Raw genomic sequence first — 16,090 nt, forward strand, 5'->3', positions numbered from 1 at the left:
CACTTTTACCCGTTAACCGTAAAAGTCAGCGTGTTCTGCCCCGTACCACCGCTGTCCTTGATGCACTCCTTGGTCGCCGTTTCAGCAGACACGTTGCCGTCAGTGTGCGCAGAACTGTTAATGCTCACGCTGGTATACGCACCGTTACCCATCTGCTGCGCGATAGAAATGCAGGCATCCTGCGGGATTTTGGCTGAAGACAGGGAGAATCCGTTGTTGAAGCCATTGGCCGCGACAGGCGTAATTACCACCTGGCCACCGAAGGTGTTGGTCATTGTGGCAGTCCCTGAGGTTTCGTCCCCCTGAATGGTCATGCCCTTGGCCCCGCCGGCAGCAATCACAGTGCCGGTCATCGTGGCTGCACTGGTGAAGTTGTACCCACTCGTTTGTTTAAAATTGCCCCGGACATAGGTGATGATGCTTTGGTAATTCGTGACCTCCATGGCAACGTCTTTCTGCGTCCACAGCCCCCACAGCTTACTGACGACGTACACGATGACGATGATGGCCAGGATGGCGAGCGTCCCATTTTCGATAATGCCCCACCCGCGATGAGGTTGACGACGAACAGAAACGGATAACGGATTAGCTGACATAAGAAGTCCTTTAATGAGGAGAAGTGTGGGTCATGTCCTGAATTTGCATCACCATGCCCAACATGAGTAAGAAGAAAGTGATTATCAGAAACAGAGAGAAAAGTTTTGCGATATTTGCGCGCTGGCCAACCACCACCAGCACCTGCTCAAGCCAGCGGTCAGCGTAACGACTGATAAGCGTAGAGGCGCCGTTGCCCTGTCCCAAAATCGACAGGTAGTTGGCCGCTTCCTGGCTGGGGAACTGGTACCCGCAATCGCGCAGCGACCTGCCGAGGCCGCTGCCCATGCTGATACCGTCCATCACGGCACTAAGCCGCTCGCGTAGCCAGGGGGAGCCAAAATCATGCAATATTCTGACGGCATCAAGATGCGGTACGCCCGCCTCTAGCAGCGCAGAGACGTTCATAAGAAAAACCGCGCCCTGCAGATCCTTGTAAATGGACCACGGCATCAGCCGGTCGGCCAAGCGACGCAGCCGGCCACGCCAGCGCGGCAGTGACCAGAACACGAGTCCCACTAATGCCACGCAACCAATAGCAGCCACGCTGCCGTAAGCCGTTGTGAAGGCCGACACCTGGTTCATGAATCCGAGGGAGCCCGTCCAGGACTCAGGAGGAGACAGTTTGCTGAGCGTCGGGATAAGCAGCCGGTTATTGACTGTCAGCAGGCCGGCGCCCAGGGAGAGCAGTAATACCGGGTAGACGGAGGCCATCAGTACCTGTGCCATAATCCGCCGCCGGGCGACAATCAACTTGTCGGCTTGCTCAAGAGAGCGAGGCACGCTGCCGCTGCGGATACCGGCGCTGATAAGCGCGGCCTCCTCCCGCGGAACCCAGGTAGCGAGTACGTCGGGCAGGGAATGGCCGGCACTGTTATCGGCAAGCGCTTCAAGGCAATCCTCCACCAGTTCAATATAAGGATGCCAGCGGCGGCCAAAATCGGTATGCACCTCCCCGATCATCGACAGCGCCTCTTTGAATGATTTCTTGTTTTCCAGCAGAAAACGCAGCGTCTCGTAAAAGGGTTGGCGGTATCTCCCGGTGAAGGTCCTGCGCACGAGCTCGTAACGTACGCGTTCTAAGAGGCTCATCTCCTGCGCACGGTAGGTCACGGTGGAATACTCAGACATGGGGCACCTCACAGGCGAGCAGCTCATCTTCATCGAGAGGACACACCAGATCGCCGTCAAGCGGGTCCACAAGCCCTTCGGCCAGGCGTCTCAGAAGATGTATGCGACGGCTGATCCCGCCCAGATGCTGTAACCAGTATTGCCGCGCGACGGAGGTTCCGTGAGACAATAACAGGCTCATAAAACGGGCGTCGGGTCGGATCACTTCGGCCAGCACGGTACGGCCGGTCACGCCGCGGCTGACGATGCGTCCGGTAAGTTCAACCTTTTTTTGGCAATGCCCGCACCCGTCGGGGTGACGAAACCAAAGCTGCTCCGGTGAACAAACGTCGGCTTCATTGCAGTATTTCTCCAGCCTTTCCCTGATATGCCCCGCAAGCGTGGGGGCCTTCTCAGACCAGGGCACGCGGCAATGCGGACACAGAGTCTGAACCAGCCGCTGACTGAGCAGCCCCACCATGATTTGCGGATCGGCAATAAGCTGAATATTGACACCCATCGAACCAATACGCGCTATAGCACCGGCCGCGCTGGGCGCGTGCAGCGTATCGAAAACGACGTGGCCAGACTCGACGGCGTGGATAGCCGCCATGACGGAGTTACGCTCCTGCATTTCCCCGATCACGATACCGTCCGGATCGGAGCGAAGTGCGGCAGCGTTGGAGTCTTCCCAGGCCTCCACCACGTGTTCCCGGGCACTGCTTTGAGGCGTCACTGAGGTTTGAATAGCCCCGGCAATGCGACCCTCTACGGGATATTCGATGGTCAGCAGGCGTTTTTTACCCCCCGTACGGTCAAGCCAGAGCCGGCTAAAGGTGCGTAGCGTTGTACTTTTCCCGGACCCCGTTGGCCCCGTCAGCGTCACCATGCCTTCCGGTATTCTCAGGATTTTTTCAATCAATGCCTGTTGCTCTGGCAGGAAGCCAAGCTGCTCAAGGGTGGGCACTTTATCGCTGTCGTCCGGAATAATACGCAGCACGACGTACAGACCGTCCGGCGTCGGCATATGCTGATAACGCGCCCCGAACACCCCGGCACGGCGGGCATACTCCGAGGCCACCCTGCCCTTTTGCGCAATCTGCTCAAGGAAGTCAGTCGAAAGCAAGTCGCACATGGAGCGGTAAATCGTAGATACCAGAGACAAGCCTTCGTCATAGGTCAGCTCATTAATGATTTCAAGCTCACCGTGTATGCGCATCTCAATGACGGTAATGTTTTCATTTTTGCTTAATGTCAGATGAATATCCGAGGACAACAGCTGCCCCGCGGCCGCCATATAGGTCAGCGCTTGTTGCTGAGTTGCACTGAGATCCTGCATCTGCGGACCGGTAGAGCGCGCGCTGGCCCCGCTATTTGCCTGCCTGTCACGCCGGGCCTTGAGCTCACTGAGTGACACAAACTCTTTTGTGGCCAACGGATAGGCTTTGACCCTATCCATGACCCAACGCTGAACCCGCGGATCCGTTCGGCGGTTGGTGTCAATGACCAGCCTGACGGCCCCATGACTGTCGGGAACCTCCTCAGCCAGTACAAAATCCATAATTTCACTGTCCGGTTGCATGGTGTTTCCTTAATCAGAAAGACAGTTCTGTCCCGTCACTCAGTTTCACTGCATTCAGGGTGACCGATTTGACCGTCAGTTTGCTTCCCGGCAACTGATCGCCGGGAGAAACCTCGGTCACCCCACCCTGAGGCAAAACAATGCGGGCACGCAGCTGCGCGCCCCGACCATAAATTTCCTGAAGGCGGACAGCCGCCGGGACACTCTTCTCTGACGGCGCATGGGTGGCTTGCTGCTCCGATCCCGCAGCCGGTGAGCCTGATGGGATGAAAGGCAGCGGCACAGCGGCATTGGTTGCCGGGTTCGCCTGGCTCATCTGAATTTCGCTTTCGCTCTCACGCAGCTGCCGCGTGAGTCGGGCGGTTTGCACCTGTTGTTCCAACAGGAAGTTGCGGGACTGAATGGCCTCGAGCTGGCCAATCGTGACATTCCCGGTATCGGCAGAGACCGGTGTTTCTGCCGCCAGGCACGGCAGGCTGAAGACAGCAAAAATGCCCAGCAGCCAGAGTCGGGAGGCGGGCTTAACGTTGTGCATAGAGACTCCCCTTAACGGTGTAGTCAAACTGCCCCTGGGGGCTGAGCGTAAAGGCAATACTGAAGAGACGAAGCCCGGTATCATCGCAGCCGGCAAGCATCCACTCCGGAGCCAGACGGGCATTGACCGCAAAGGTAAACTCACGCCAGTCCTGAGGGGGGGAGGATTGGCTGCACCGGGGATGACTTCCGGCGGTTTTATCTCGGTAAACTGGACGTGGATGTCGCGCCGCTGCAGATGAGAAACAAAGCGCATCAGTTGTGCGTTGCCGTCGGGTACGTCCTCATCTCTCACGGGCTGAGTGCTGGCAGCATAGGGCACATTGACATCCCCGTTCTGTCCGCCCTCCTTCAGGTTGAACTCCGCGCTCTGCCCAAAAATCTGTTTAGCCCGGCGGGCAAAATCCTCCACCGTGGTACCGGGCATCGCCACATACCGCAAGCGCAGCCCCGTCTGGGTACATTCGCCGGCGGTAAGCCGCCATCCCACCACCGAAACAGGCAGGGGCTCGCGGGTAAACCAGCACTGACTCAGAAAAACAGAGGATGGCAATAGAGAGGCCCACGGATGTGCAGCCTTTGTTGGAACACTGGGCTTCGTCGCCGTCAGGGCCTGCGCTTTATACTCGGCCAGCGCAGCCGCCTGCCTGGCCCGCAAGGCCGCATCATCACGCCAGTAAAAGAGCGCGGCGCAGATACCTGCTACCAGCAATACCAGCGCGCCTAATTTTGGCAAAGATGGGATTTGACGCAGTTGAACGCGACGACGCTGCTGGCGAGTTAATGAACCGCTCAGGCTTTGCCAGGATTGAGGGACTTCTGGGGTCGCAGTACATTGCCAGCCGCGCTGCACATCACCCGGCTCATTGAACTCAATGAAACGTTCCTGGGCAGCGTTCACCTCTTGCAATGTTCCGACCACGTCTCCCATGACGGAGAGGCGCCCCCCGACCGTCGCAAAAAACACCCAGCGGTCAGCGCCTTCTTCAACACGATAAATGCCGTAGCTGTTGTCCCCTTCGCGTATTAAAAATGCAGCAGCCAGCGAAAACAGGCCAACGCCACGCCCGACCCGGGCAGGTCTGGCGAAGCCAACCATTCTGTTGGGTTTTCTGCCCGTCAGGATCCGATGGGTATCGCCGCGGTTATTGCGTCCAAAACCAATCCCGGAGCCCTTTTCATCTGCCCAGCGTAATCCTGCCAGCCATCCGCAGCGCCCCTGAAGAAGAACGGGCTGTGTCGCCGCTGAAGGACGATTTTCTTTAGGTTTTTTCATCATTACCTCAGCAATACTGGTGTAACTAAAATGACCAGGGTGGTGCGCGTAGTACTGCCATTTTGCCCTCCGCCAAACATGAAGTTGCCCGGCGTGAATGTTCCTTGTTTATCTGCTGAGGTGGTGACCTGGTCAGAGCCAGTCAAAACCAGCGTTTCCCCGGCACGCATATTGACTTTTTGGGTCAGCGCTTCCTGCTGGAACGTAGGAACGTCATTGCGGGTATTGCCATCTTTGCTGACAAAGGATTCAATTTTAGGTGGGCTGGAATAGCTGAACGCAAACTGCAGCTGCACATCACCGCTTTCCTGGATATACGGCAGCATGGTCATGAACAGGCCAGTCGTCAGAATGCTGGTTTGCATAGAAGATGTGACCCCGACGTTAGCAGTCGCTGTCGAGCTTGAGCTGGTCAGAATGCCTTTTTGATTGGAGAGCTGATAAGGAACCGGGGTCAGGTTTGTGGTCGCACGATTGAGCTGGGTGACAACGCTGACATTACCTTGCTCAGACAGGGCCTTGATCAGCAACTGTGAGCCGGAAAAACGCGCCGCACTTCCGCTGGCGGTATCCAGAATGGAGAATCCTGATGAGACGGCATTATCAGCAGCGTTAGTGAAATTACCGGAAAGTGTCGCGCCGGCCGTATGCAGAGATTTGTACACCAGCCCCCCAGTCGAGTCCCATCTGTTCATTACGGGTCTGCGTTACACTGAGTACACGTACGCTCAGTTGCACCTGGCGGTTTAAAACTTTGTTCTGGTAATCGATATAACGACCAATGCGGTCGAGCACGACCGGTGTATCCGTTACCGTTAATGTTCCGCTGGCAGACGATAGCCAATAGCGCCCCTTGGATGGGGTGATCATGTTATCGATGGTTTTACGGATATCATCATAAAGATTGCTGCTGAGATCATAGGCTGTTTTTTGCGCCGAGTTGATATCCCCTGAGGTACCTGAGCTTCCCCCGCCACTGCTGCCCAACTGATTACCGGAACCTGAGTTAACCGACGCAGTACTGTCGATTTTGGTATTCAGGATCACCAACTGGTATGTACGGGTATCGAGCTGATAAAAAACAATCGTACCGTGGTCATTACGCGCGGACAGTCCAAGGCGGCTGGACACCATATCCAGGAACCCGCGAAGTTTGCCCTGCCATTTCAGGCCGGTGAGTACCGTGTCTGTCAACGAGACGGAAGCGACCTGCTGTGCTTGTCCCCCAATATTGGGCAGAGGAACCCTGCCATTATCATCCGGTGCAGGCAGTTTGCCCGTCAGTTGCTGGGTAGTGATACTCCCGCCACCGGTTGAGACCAGCGCCTGCAGGGCATCAGGTGTAATGGTTACCCTCAGACCACACATTGCCGTAATGCGCTGCCCAATCTCAGGCAGGGTCATTCCTTCAGGCCGGTTAATGGAGATATCGCAGTCAGGGAATGCGCTGTCTTCGGGCGTTGACACGACAGGGATGACAGGCTGGAGATTTACCCAGGGCTTATCCGTCCAGGTCACCGGTGCTTGCTGTAAATTCGTTCGGCTTTGGGTGATCCGTTGTGCGGTATCTGCATCGCCACTCGCCTGGCGGTCCATGCGATTAATTTCTTTGAGAGAACATCCGGCCAGCATCACCAATGCGGTCGTGATAGCAGCGCGGAGAACGGGTCGGGAAAGGCAAAACTTCAGCACTCTCGATTCCTTCAGTTGAGATAAACGACGTTGCCTTCCGCCACGCCGGCGGGAAGGGACAAATTCATATCGGTGCCGTCAGACATTTTCAGACGTCCGCCTGATACCGTGCACACCAGGGCTGAACCGACTGACTGGCTGTTCAGGGAATCGACCAGGCCCGGGCGATCCGCAGACCAGACCCAGAGTCTCCCTCCCTGAATTGCTGCCTGAATGTGACTGTCAGGGACCGGAACAATGCCAAACTGACCGACGGCAAGCGGCCCCTCGGGTAACTGGCGGGTATATCGCCAGTCATTCACCGCGCTGGCCAACCGAAGCATGTCCGAGGCGAGACGGCCAGCATTCACCTGGATCCCCTGACGCTCAAAGCGGGAGGCCTCCCGGATCTGAACGTTGCCGACAATCAGTAAAAAAATCATGGCCAGCGCGGCGATGGCGTACCCCATCAGTTACGACCGGGTTGGTCACTAACGGATACCAGGCACTGCATCCGGCTGGCGGCGGCGTAAAGCGGTTTGTCAGCCTGGCGATACAGGTCAAAAACCTGAACCAGCACCGACTCAAAGTTGCCGTGGAACGTCAGAGGCGCATCGATGCGGTAATCGAGTGATATCGGCCAGATAACGACCCAACTCCCGCCGTTGTCGCACTTCGCCGAACTTGCCCAACGGGTTAGCGTCTCTTTTAACGTTGACCCTACCTCGGCACGCCACAGCTGCCCGGACGGGGCTGCGGTTACCGGCGTGCCTGGGACAAACAGCGGGCCTGAGGCAGGGGTCGAGGGATTTTGTAAAGGAAGAGCCTTAGGCATCGGGGAAGTCTGGGACGTTAATAAAGACGTCGTGCCCGCTGCCGCAACAGTAGGTGATGACATTTTTGCTGGGAGTTGCACCGTCAGCCTTGGCTGCCTGGTTGGTGGCACAGCAGGCGAATATTTCGAGCCAACGTGGGTTGATTTACTCCCCAGTGTTCCGCTCTTCACGGTCGTCAGCACCGGAGAGGGTACCGGGACACTTTCCGGTTTCAGCACGGGTTTTGGCTGTCCCGCTGCGGGCACGGGAAGCAGAGATGTTGCCGGATTATTGTCTGAGACTCCAACTGACGGAGCGGTGAAGGGATTACCCGACAGTCGCGGGGAAGCCGTCACTGTAGTCAGCGCACGGGAGGATACGGGCGTCGATGCGCGTGGAGCGAAATCACGATAAGCATCACGAAGCGTAAAACACACCTCGCGGTTGACATCATCAACGCGTAAACGCCAGGCGGGGCCGGCCAGGACCTGCAACGCCTCGCTCAGACGAACGGGACCTATCGAGCGCTGCACGGCCGGTAACGGGCTGCTGAGCAACTCGGTAAATACGGAAGAGGATGCCGGGCAAAGAGAGTAACCAGACTCCAGCAGCAGGTAGCGGAAACCATCCCCGACAGAGCGCACTAACTGCGCCGGCATTGTAATATCGACCATCTGGTTTAACGGGTCACGCTGCGCATCCGCTGGCCGGGTGCTGACCAGGGTGTACTTATCATAACGAACCACCTCGGGCGACTGGCCCTGGTAGATATCGCTGACGCGGGGATTGGCGGAAATACGCGGCAACACGTCAGTTGACGTGCCGTTATTGGTGCATCCGGCGGTCAGCAATGACAGCGTAAGCCATGCCAGTTTGCGCCCGGGATACTGGGTCAGTTGTGCCATCAATGTTCACCGTAAGAGTATTCCTAATGAGAGACGGATATTCTGACGACGGCGTAAAGTGGGACAACGTTAAACTCTTTCTGAAAACTGAAGAAAAACCCTTTAACCGGGTTAGCGGAAGTGATAGTAGGACGTGGGCATTAGCGGGGAGTTCGCGAGGAGACATTTTTTTACAGCAGAAGGATAAAAAAAACGCCGGACAAGCCGGCGTTTCGTGCAGAAAAACTGATGGGATTAATCAGGATAAAATTCACTGTCCATGATCTGTTCAAACGACCACGGACATGATTTTGGGAACGTGTTTTCATCCATCCCTGTTTCTCTTGCTGCAGACAAAATGGCATCGCCGTAAGCGTCTGTCGTCATCTCATCCAGCTCACGCTTTAAGCTTGGACTTTTTGAAAGACGACGCGCAACTTTACGACGTTGCTCTGCAATGGTCAGTTGCCAGCTGCGACCTCGATGGGAAGGCTGGAAAGCCCACTTAAGAAGATGAAGGAACAAAACCTCAAGGCGTGACTCCAGCTCGCTTCGTTGGCTATTGCCCATGCTCTCGATTTCCTCCAGAAGGTTCTGTGTGTCTAACTGACCCAGGCTCCCGGAACGCAGCAAATCTGCCTGCTCCTTAGTCCAGCCATAAAAATCAGTATTATAACGGTTAGTCATAGTGTCCTCCGCCAACAGCGCACTTTACCTTCGATAAGGTGAGTCTGTCAGAGAAACGAACGCCAGTCAAAACTGGCGAAGAGTAATGTACACAAGGCTTCATACAGCGTAAGCAGCTAAAACCTCCGGGTCCTGAACATCAAAAAGTTCAGGTTCCATAAGGGCTAACACTTCCGGATGCTGACGCCAAAAAGGGGCTACATCGGCGAGAAGAAGCTGTCTGGCCTCCTGCCTTAGCGTTTTAGCTGTAGAAAAATTATCCCACCCGCTTTCAAAAGCGGCCTCGGCGAGCAAGGCATCACATTGTTGATGAAGTTTTGCTGCCGCAGCGTTGTCTTTTACCGGGATGATCCAGAAAATTTTACCGTTCCGGATACACCCTCCGAGGACTTTTCGACCCAGTCTGTCATTGATGCAAACAGACTGAGCAAAGAAGCTTACCGGACCACAATCATGACCTAACTCAGCGTTATAGTAGTCTTTCTCCTCGTCCCGGAAAGCCCAGGCTCTCCGCTGACTGATTTCAGTAATCTGAGTGATAACCTCACTCAGCGTCGCACCAGTGCAAACACTGTATTTCTCTTCACGGGTGTAAGTCCCGCAGTTAAGATCATCTTCCGGATACGTTGTAGTACCTGCGACAACGACCGAAAACTGACGAGCATAGACATCGGCACGAAGCGAAACGCCGGGTTCGTAAGGCGTGTGGATAAACTGAGGGTTAAGGTGAGTCATAAATATTCTCCGATAAAAAAGGAGAATCTCCCTGGGGGAGTTCTCCCCACAGGGTGGATGCTTACAAGCAATGAGTAAAAATACTGCTCAGGAAATACCGTAAAGCGCGCCGCGACATACTCCATATCCATAACCAAGGAACGGGATGTCGTCATCAAAATCCATCGGCGGTTCATTGCCCATAGACTGCGGCGCTGACTGTGACTGAGGTGTCCCGCTCGCAGGCGCTGCAGCAGAATGCTGTTTATTTGCAGGCTGACCACTTCCACTGGCGTTGGTGCGATTGCTGCTACCCAGCATCTGCATGGTGCCCTGCTGTTTGACCACGATTTCAGTTGTCCAGCGTTCGACCCCTGCATTGTCAGTCCACTTACGGGTTTGCAACTGGCCTTCGATGTAAACCTGAGAACCTTTATGCAGGTATTCTCCGGCGATTTCAGCAAGCTTGCCAAACAACACCACTCGGTGCCATTCAGTACGCTCTTTCTCTTCGCCTGATTGTTTATCACGCCAGGATTCAGACGTGGCCAATGAAATGTTCGTCACTGCCATACCGTTTGGAAGATAACGAACTTCAGGTTCCTGCCCTAAAAAACCGATCAGGATAACTTTGTTTACGCCGCGACTGGACATATTGAATTCCTCTTAAAATAGGTGAGAGGAACACACCCGCTGGTGTGTTCCAGCTGGGTGTGTATCCGTGTCAGGTCAGAATGAATTGTCAGCGTAGCTTTTCAGCTGCTCTGCATTCTGTCCCGGCGGAGTAGAGGTCGGTTTTTCGGACTTGAACACGATCTCGCCACCAATCTTTATCCACTCGACCGCAATAAGCCGGGCTTTTAAGCTTGGGCGACTTTCACCGGCGTGATCTCCTTTAGACAAGGTAAATACGTCAGCAGTAAGACCGCTCAGGACAAAACCAATCAGCACCTGTTTCTCTTCATCCACTGACTTTTGGCAGCGATTGATGAGCGAAACACTTTCCTTGCCTGCAACAGTCACGTCAAAACGGGTGTATGACGCATTGTCTGTCGGGCCGGTCAGGGCATTAATAACGGCACAGGTGAATTCACCGGTGGTGCCAGCCACTTTACGGATGTTTTTAAGGTATCCGATGCCGGTAACATTGAGATTGAAATATTCAGCCTTAGGCTGAGAGGAAGAATGTGAAGCGTTGTTTGAAGCAGGGGTATTTGCAGTAGCAGTCATGATGTTCTCTCCGGAGTGAAAATAAACAGGTAGCGGAGAAACAATCATCCCGTGCGGGAGAGTGTTTCCCGCAGGGAAGTCAGTAACGAGGTCACTGACTGGCTGAATTTGTGAAGGTGGCCTTAACCCGAAGGTCTCTGTTTACAAAGGTTAACAGATTTAACGTAACCGCCCGAAAGCGCCATCTCTCAGGTTGTGATGGCATTGGCATGTGATTACCCGAAGGCGTTCCTCTCAAATCACCGGAACATTGGCAGTTGTCAGAGACAACGATTGGCGTGTTCAGTTTTAAACCGCGGCGGGGAGAAGTCAATATAGCGGGTCTAAAAAATTGAAAATGGGGAGGCATAAATAAACAGCGGCACCCTAAGGTACCGCCATTGCGATCTGCACCATCGATCTGAGGTTAAGCTGTTTGCACAGCAGCTCCGGGGCATGTTCAGGACCCGGCACGGTTTTCACGGAGGTTATGTGCCTTACAGACTCTTCTCTCAGGTGTGGGAGCGGTCTGTCAGACTGTTCGGCCAGAACGCAATGCATGTAGCATTCTGGCAGACCGCAGTCACGGGGTGCGGCTTCAGAGCCACGAGAAACATAGCAAAATACATGCCCCACCCGCAATCGGTTAATTCTGCTTTGACTTACGGGACTTAGGCTTAGAAGGCTTTTTCTTCGCCTGGTCAGTGGCGTTGACGACGCCTTTGCAGGCCGGGTATTTCTCACAGCTGTAAAACGTCCCTTTCTCGCCGTGCCTCAGCCGGGTTTTACTGCCACAAAGGGGGCATTGCGGGGTCGGGGGCACGCGGATAGTGACATTTTGAACCTGCTCCTGAGCAACGAGTTGTCGAGTCCAGCCCGTCTGTCGCGCCATAAAGTCTTCCAGTCGCATCCGACCTGCAGCAACCTCATCGAGCGCCTGCTCCCATAGTGCTGTCATACCCGGCTCTTTCAAAGGGGCAGGCAAGGCATCTATCAGATCCATAGCCACTTCGGTGGCCCGCAGATAGCGGCCTTTAATGACGATATATCCCCGCTTCAGGAGCGTGTCGATGATACCGGCGCGGGTCGCTTCTGTTCCCAGACCCGCATTCTCTTTCAGGACCTTTTTTAACTGCAAATCTGTCACGTAAGACGCCGCGTTCATCATCGCGGCTATCAGCGTATCGAACGTGAAATGCAGCGGTGCTTTCGTTTTAAGACTCTTCACCTCAGCAGCCGTCACTGTGCACATATCCCCTTTGTTCAGCGCGGGGAGCGCGTTGTCCTGCTCCTCCCCGGTGTTCTCTTTCCCGTCAGTGACTGAGTTAAACAATATTTTCCAACCGGGCACTCCGACCACCCGGCCAGTTGTGCGAAAAAGCTGTCCCCCGATGCTGAGGTCCAGGCGTGTCACATCGCTCTCGTGCAAAGGAAGGAACTGGGCGAGGTAGTGGCGACGAATGAGTTCATACACCCGCTTCTCTGCGTCATTCATTTTTCCCAGGTCGCAGGCATGTTTAGTCGGAATGATCCCGTGGTGAGCCGTGAGCTTTTTATCATTCCAGATACGTGAAGCAAAACGGGGATCCAGGGTTGCAATCACAGGTGTGAGGGAAGGGTCAGTTTTGACCAGGGCGGCAAGTACCTGAGGGATTTCTTCACGCATCGACTCCGGCAAAAAACCACAGTCGGTACGGGGGTAGGTCGTGGCCTTATGGGTCTCATACAAACTTTGGGCGGTATCAAGCACCTGCTGAGGTGACATTTCCCAGAGTTTCCCACAGGCCTGCTGCAAAGCACCTAACGAAAAGGCCAGCGGAGCAGCTTGTGTCTCACGCTTTTTCTCCTGCTCAAGAACCTGAGCCTGCCTCGTCTGACGGCACAGTTGGGCCACCTGTTGGGCAATGCCCTGATGGACACAGCGTTTTTCCTCGTCGGTGTACATTTTCGCAGGTACCCACTGGGCAGCAAACGTCACGTCACCCGCATGCAAAACCGCACTGACCTGCCAGTAGGGTTTCGGGACAAAAGCGGCAATCTCTCTGTCCCGGGTTACCAGAAGTGCCAGCGTCGGTGTCTGTACCCGACCTACCGACAGCACCCCGTCAAACCCTTTTTCACGGGCCTTTAATGTATAAAGGCGGGTAAGATTCATACCCGTCAACCAGTCAGCACGGGCGCGCCCCAGTCCCGCATAGTATAAAGCCTGAGTCTCGTTACCGGGTTTGATGTGATTGAGCCCATCACGAATACTCTGTTCATCCAGCGCTGATAGCCATAGCCGGTTTACCGGTCCCCGCCACTGGCAAAAGTCCAGCAACTCCCGGGCAATGACTTCGCCTTCCCGGTCTGCGTCGGTGGCTATCACCACTTCATCAACCTGCTTCAATAATTTTGCGATCGTCTTAAACTGATCTTCCGTGTCCTTCTTCACTGTCATTTGCCACTGTGCCGGCAATACCAGAAGGGCTGAAATGTTCCAGGGTTTCCCGAACTGCAGACCATACGCCTCCGGAGAGGCGTTTTCGAGTAAATGGCCAACTGCCCAGGTGACCGTCACCCCAGGCCCCTGAAGGAAGCCGGTGCCTCTTTTCGTGGCACCGACTATGGCAGCGATGTCCCTCCCCTGAGAGGGTTTTTCACAAAGGAATAGGCGCATTCTCCCTCCTTTATTTAGCATTATCGCTATTATTAGCCCGGTAGCGGATCCGCAGGAGGTTAACACTGGCCTCATTAACGGGCGGGGAGAAAGCAGACCGATGGTTACCCAGCAGCACGTCAACATCAGGTTCACCAAGCTCCAAAACGGCCTGCTTCCAAACAGGGTTATTTTCGACTGCGTCCTGCCTGGAAACATTTACTGAGCGATAACTCATCGCAGTACCATAAATCTCACGAAGGAGGCGACTTCCTTCACTTAACATGTCGTAACGTTGTTGACGTGAAATCATTCCATAGTGCGAAGCCTGAAGGACCTGCTTGGCAAACTGATCAAAACCAAGAAGCAGAAAAACACAGCGGTAACCAAGGGGGGTATTACTGAACACCCGGATATCAAGGGGTTCAGAAACGGAAGCCTCACTTAACGTTGCCCCTTTCGGTAACCATTGCATGTCTTTTTCAAGACCTTCGATCAGCGACTGCATCTTTTTATTCGCGGCATTGAGCTTCACCTCCATCGTCCACATTGTGGCATCTGCCCAAGGATTATTCTTAAGAGAGTCCTGATTGATTTTGGATGCCAGACTGAGAAAACGCGGCATTCCCATGATGGCAGGCTTGCCTTTACTCCCCTCTACCCCTTTCTCTGCTCGCCTGCCCTGCCATAACCCAATCGCATAGTGGCTGTGGAGTTCAATTTTCAACTCTGAGTGCAATGCACCCGTTCTTTTCTCGGTATTATCCGCCATCGTTGTCACCGTCTTATCAGTTAAGAAGGAGCTGATAGTCCTGAAAATACAGAGGTCCCAACAACGTAAAAGTCTTCATTCATTTTCTGAATATAAGGCCACACCATCCCAAAGCCGGTTGCGAAATAGGTTAATGTGCATTTTTTGACCTTGTTGCGCCCCGCAACAAGGTTATTTTTTAGGAGACCAGCGATAATTATTAATCGCTTTATGGAACCACTAAAATGTCTGGCTATTTTTTAATCTTGTTGCGGGCCGCAACAAGATTACTTTTTAACCACCTCTGTGCCCCGCAACATCGCATTCCGAATGTCAGCGATAACGCTTGAAACACTTTCGGCAGAGGCCCGTTGTGCAGGCCGTTGAAATACTGGCATCGGTGATAAGGCGGCGTTTGCCTGTCCGACAGTCTGGGACGAAGTGACAGCGTCGGGCATCACAAGGTGTCCATCACGGGCCCGTTTGAGCATGGCCAGCATCCAGCCCATAGGGTTGGTTAACTGGCCCTTACGCAGCTGTTTTTTCAGCATACCCATAAGCGCAGAAGACTCCGGCTCAGGCAAGGCAGCCAGCTGAGCAGACAGCGCTGCCGCATCCTCAGTTGATATCTTGCTGGTCAGCGACTCAGGCAGTTCCGGTACCGACAGGCCCTTACCACCGTTCTCATCCGGTACGTACGTTTTTTTATTCACACCTTGTGTGAAAATACGTACGTTACAGTTCGATTTCCGAACTCCGGCGTAACTTGCTGATTTTAGACTGAGTTCGGTATCCGAACCCGGTTCAACACTCCCCTCTTTTTCACTGAGTTCGGTATCCGAACCCGGTATCTCATAATGCTTTTCTGCGTTTTTTATACTGAGTTCGGGAACCGAACCCGGCTGATAAGCACGGCGTAGGCTAGCCATCTCCCGCGGCGCTGATGGCGAACCGAGCCGACTTTCAATCATGGCCAAACGCGAATGACGGTGACGCATGGTGGGGTCATTCTTAATGTCGGCAAGCACGGCCATGGCCGTCAAGCGAACTGCCTTATTACGGTGCTGGCAACTCGATGCAACAAGGTCAAGCCAACCGGGATCAAAGGTTTCCGCATCACGGCAACTGAGCGGTTCATCGTGCTGGGCATAAATGTTTCCCCTTACGCGACCGCGCGCATCACGGACGCGCTTACACAGGCTCAGCCAGCCGGTTATCCTTAGCATGAGAAGCACTCTGCTGATGGTTTCGCGGGACGCCTTTTCCGCATGAGGCGAAGCGAGCTGGAGTTGCAATTCATCGTAGGTAGGAAACACCGCGCCCTCATTTTGCTGCGCATAGAGGCGGATCATTACCCACGCCGTTTTATCCAGCGGCGAAAGACGCGTATCCATAAACAGCTGACGTGGAAAAGCATCATGCACGTTGCCCAGGAAAAGCAGGCCGCTGCGTTCGCTGGTGACGTCATTTTCAGGTGTTCTGCTGGCAAGGCTGTTCTGCATTCGTGACAGCGTAAACTCTACGATACTGTCTGGCGGTAATCCCATCTCGCGTCCTCTTGATACATGACAGTGACAGCACTGCGGGGCCATAAAGGCCCCGTTCCTGGATGTGTGCGTCATCGT

13 protein-coding genes and 2 pseudogenes are annotated in these 16,090 nt (G+C 54.4%); all 15 read right to left on the reverse strand.

Annotated features, from left to right (window positions below):
* Positions 1-5: 5 nt before the first annotated feature.
* On the reverse strand, positions 6-596 hold the full coding sequence (locus DSM2777_RS00975; protein ID WP_060435747.1) for a type 4 pilus major pilin: 591 nt from the start codon (positions 594-596) through the stop codon (positions 6-8).
* A gap of 10 nt (positions 597-606) precedes the next feature.
* On the reverse strand, positions 607-1,725 hold the full coding sequence (locus tag DSM2777_RS00980; protein WP_061552943.1) for a type II secretion system F family protein: 1,119 nt from the start codon (positions 1,723-1,725) through the stop codon (positions 607-609).
* Positions 1,718-3,286, reverse strand: a complete 1,569-nt coding sequence (locus DSM2777_RS00985; protein ID WP_061552944.1) for a GspE/PulE family protein — start codon at positions 3,284-3,286, stop codon at positions 1,718-1,720. Before DSM2777_RS00985 ends, DSM2777_RS00980 begins: the two co-directional genes overlap by 8 nt.
* A gap of 13 nt (positions 3,287-3,299) precedes the next feature.
* On the reverse strand, positions 3,300-3,821 hold the full coding sequence (pilP, locus tag DSM2777_RS00990) for a type IV pilus biogenesis protein PilP (protein ID WP_061552945.1): 522 nt from the start codon (positions 3,819-3,821) through the stop codon (positions 3,300-3,302).
* 138 nt (positions 3,822-3,959) lie between these two features.
* Positions 3,960-5,099 (reverse strand): annotated as a pseudogene (gene pilO2, locus DSM2777_RS00995) (type 4b pilus protein PilO2); the annotation flags it as partial.
* Positions 5,099-6,728, reverse strand: a pseudogene (pilN, locus tag DSM2777_RS01000) (PilN family type IVB pilus formation outer membrane protein). The pseudogenes pilO2 and pilN, both read right to left, overlap by 1 nt.
* A 71-nt stretch (positions 6,729-6,799) precedes the next feature.
* Positions 6,800-7,237: a type IV pilus biogenesis protein PilM gene (gene pilM, locus DSM2777_RS01005; protein ID WP_060435752.1), complete on the reverse strand. Its 438-nt coding sequence runs from the start codon at positions 7,235-7,237 to the stop codon at positions 6,800-6,802.
* Positions 7,237-8,487, reverse strand: coding sequence for a PFGI-1 class ICE element type IV pilus protein PilL2 (gene pilL2, locus DSM2777_RS01010; RefSeq protein WP_061552946.1), 1,251 nt, complete (start codon positions 8,485-8,487; stop codon positions 7,237-7,239). The genes pilM and pilL2 overlap by 1 nt, the downstream gene beginning before the upstream one ends.
* A gap of 234 nt (positions 8,488-8,721) precedes the next feature.
* Positions 8,722-9,153, reverse strand: a complete 432-nt coding sequence (locus DSM2777_RS01020; protein WP_047609022.1) for a DUF29 domain-containing protein — start codon at positions 9,151-9,153, stop codon at positions 8,722-8,724.
* Positions 9,154-9,252: 99 nt separating this feature from the next.
* Positions 9,253-9,888, reverse strand: coding sequence for a hypothetical protein (locus tag DSM2777_RS01025; protein WP_061552948.1), 636 nt, complete (start codon positions 9,886-9,888; stop codon positions 9,253-9,255).
* Between the two features lie 87 nt (positions 9,889-9,975).
* Positions 9,976-10,521: a single-stranded DNA-binding protein gene (locus tag DSM2777_RS01030; protein ID WP_061552949.1), complete on the reverse strand. Its 546-nt coding sequence runs from the start codon at positions 10,519-10,521 to the stop codon at positions 9,976-9,978.
* A 75-nt stretch (positions 10,522-10,596) separates the two neighbouring features.
* Positions 10,597-11,097 (reverse strand): STY4534 family ICE replication protein, encoded by a 501-nt coding sequence (locus tag DSM2777_RS01035; RefSeq protein ID WP_047609019.1) that lies wholly within the window; start codon positions 11,095-11,097, stop codon positions 10,597-10,599.
* 625 nt (positions 11,098-11,722) lie between these two features.
* The gene (locus DSM2777_RS01040) at positions 11,723-13,735 is read right to left on the reverse strand and encodes a DNA topoisomerase III (protein WP_061552950.1); all 2,013 of its coding nucleotides are present in this window, start codon (positions 13,733-13,735) and stop codon (positions 11,723-11,725) included.
* A 10-nt stretch (positions 13,736-13,745) separates the two neighbouring features.
* Complete coding sequence (locus tag DSM2777_RS01045) at positions 13,746-14,486, reverse strand: PFL_4669 family integrating conjugative element protein (RefSeq protein WP_047609017.1); 741 nt, start codon at positions 14,484-14,486, stop codon at positions 13,746-13,748.
* Positions 14,487-14,752: 266 nt separating this feature from the next.
* Positions 14,753-16,012 carry an STY4528 family pathogenicity island replication protein gene (locus DSM2777_RS01050; RefSeq protein ID WP_061552951.1) on the reverse strand — a complete coding sequence of 420 codons (1,260 nt, stop codon included), beginning with the start codon at positions 16,010-16,012 and terminating at the stop codon, positions 14,753-14,755.
* Positions 16,013-16,090 lie beyond the last annotated feature (78 nt).

Source organism: Obesumbacterium proteus (assembly GCF_001586165.1).
Lineage (GTDB): Bacteria > Pseudomonadota > Gammaproteobacteria > Enterobacterales > Enterobacteriaceae > Hafnia > Hafnia protea.

Coding starts and splice junctions, on each gene's coding strand:
- DSM2777_RS01045 (WP_047609017.1), bottom strand. CDS start 14,486: ATGGCGGATAATACCGAGAAAAGAACGGGTGCATTGCACTCAGAGTTG.
- DSM2777_RS00985 (WP_061552944.1), bottom strand. CDS start 3,286: ATGCAACCGGACAGTGAAATTATGGATTTTGTACTGGCTGAGGAGGTT.
- pilP (WP_061552945.1), bottom strand. CDS start 3,821: ATGCACAACGTTAAGCCCGCCTCCCGACTCTGGCTGCTGGGCATTTTT.
- pilL2 (WP_061552946.1), bottom strand. CDS start 8,487: ATGGCACAACTGACCCAGTATCCCGGGCGCAAACTGGCATGGCTTACG.
- DSM2777_RS01050 (WP_061552951.1), bottom strand. CDS start 16,012: ATGGGATTACCGCCAGACAGTATCGTAGAGTTTACGCTGTCACGAATG.
- DSM2777_RS01030 (WP_061552949.1), bottom strand. CDS start 10,521: ATGTCCAGTCGCGGCGTAAACAAAGTTATCCTGATCGGTTTTTTAGGG.
- pilM (WP_060435752.1), bottom strand. CDS start 7,237: ATGGGGTACGCCATCGCCGCGCTGGCCATGATTTTTTTACTGATTGTC.
- DSM2777_RS01025 (WP_061552948.1), bottom strand. CDS start 9,888: ATGACTCACCTTAACCCTCAGTTTATCCACACGCCTTACGAACCCGGC.
- DSM2777_RS00980 (WP_061552943.1), bottom strand. CDS start 1,725: ATGTCTGAGTATTCCACCGTGACCTACCGTGCGCAGGAGATGAGCCTC.
- DSM2777_RS00975 (WP_060435747.1), bottom strand. CDS start 596: ATGTCAGCTAATCCGTTATCCGTTTCTGTTCGTCGTCAACCTCATCGC.
- DSM2777_RS01020 (WP_047609022.1), bottom strand. CDS start 9,153: ATGACTAACCGTTATAATACTGATTTTTATGGCTGGACTAAGGAGCAG.
- DSM2777_RS01035 (WP_047609019.1), bottom strand. CDS start 11,097: ATGACTGCTACTGCAAATACCCCTGCTTCAAACAACGCTTCACATTCT.
- DSM2777_RS01040 (WP_061552950.1), bottom strand. CDS start 13,735: ATGCGCCTATTCCTTTGTGAAAAACCCTCTCAGGGGAGGGACATCGCT.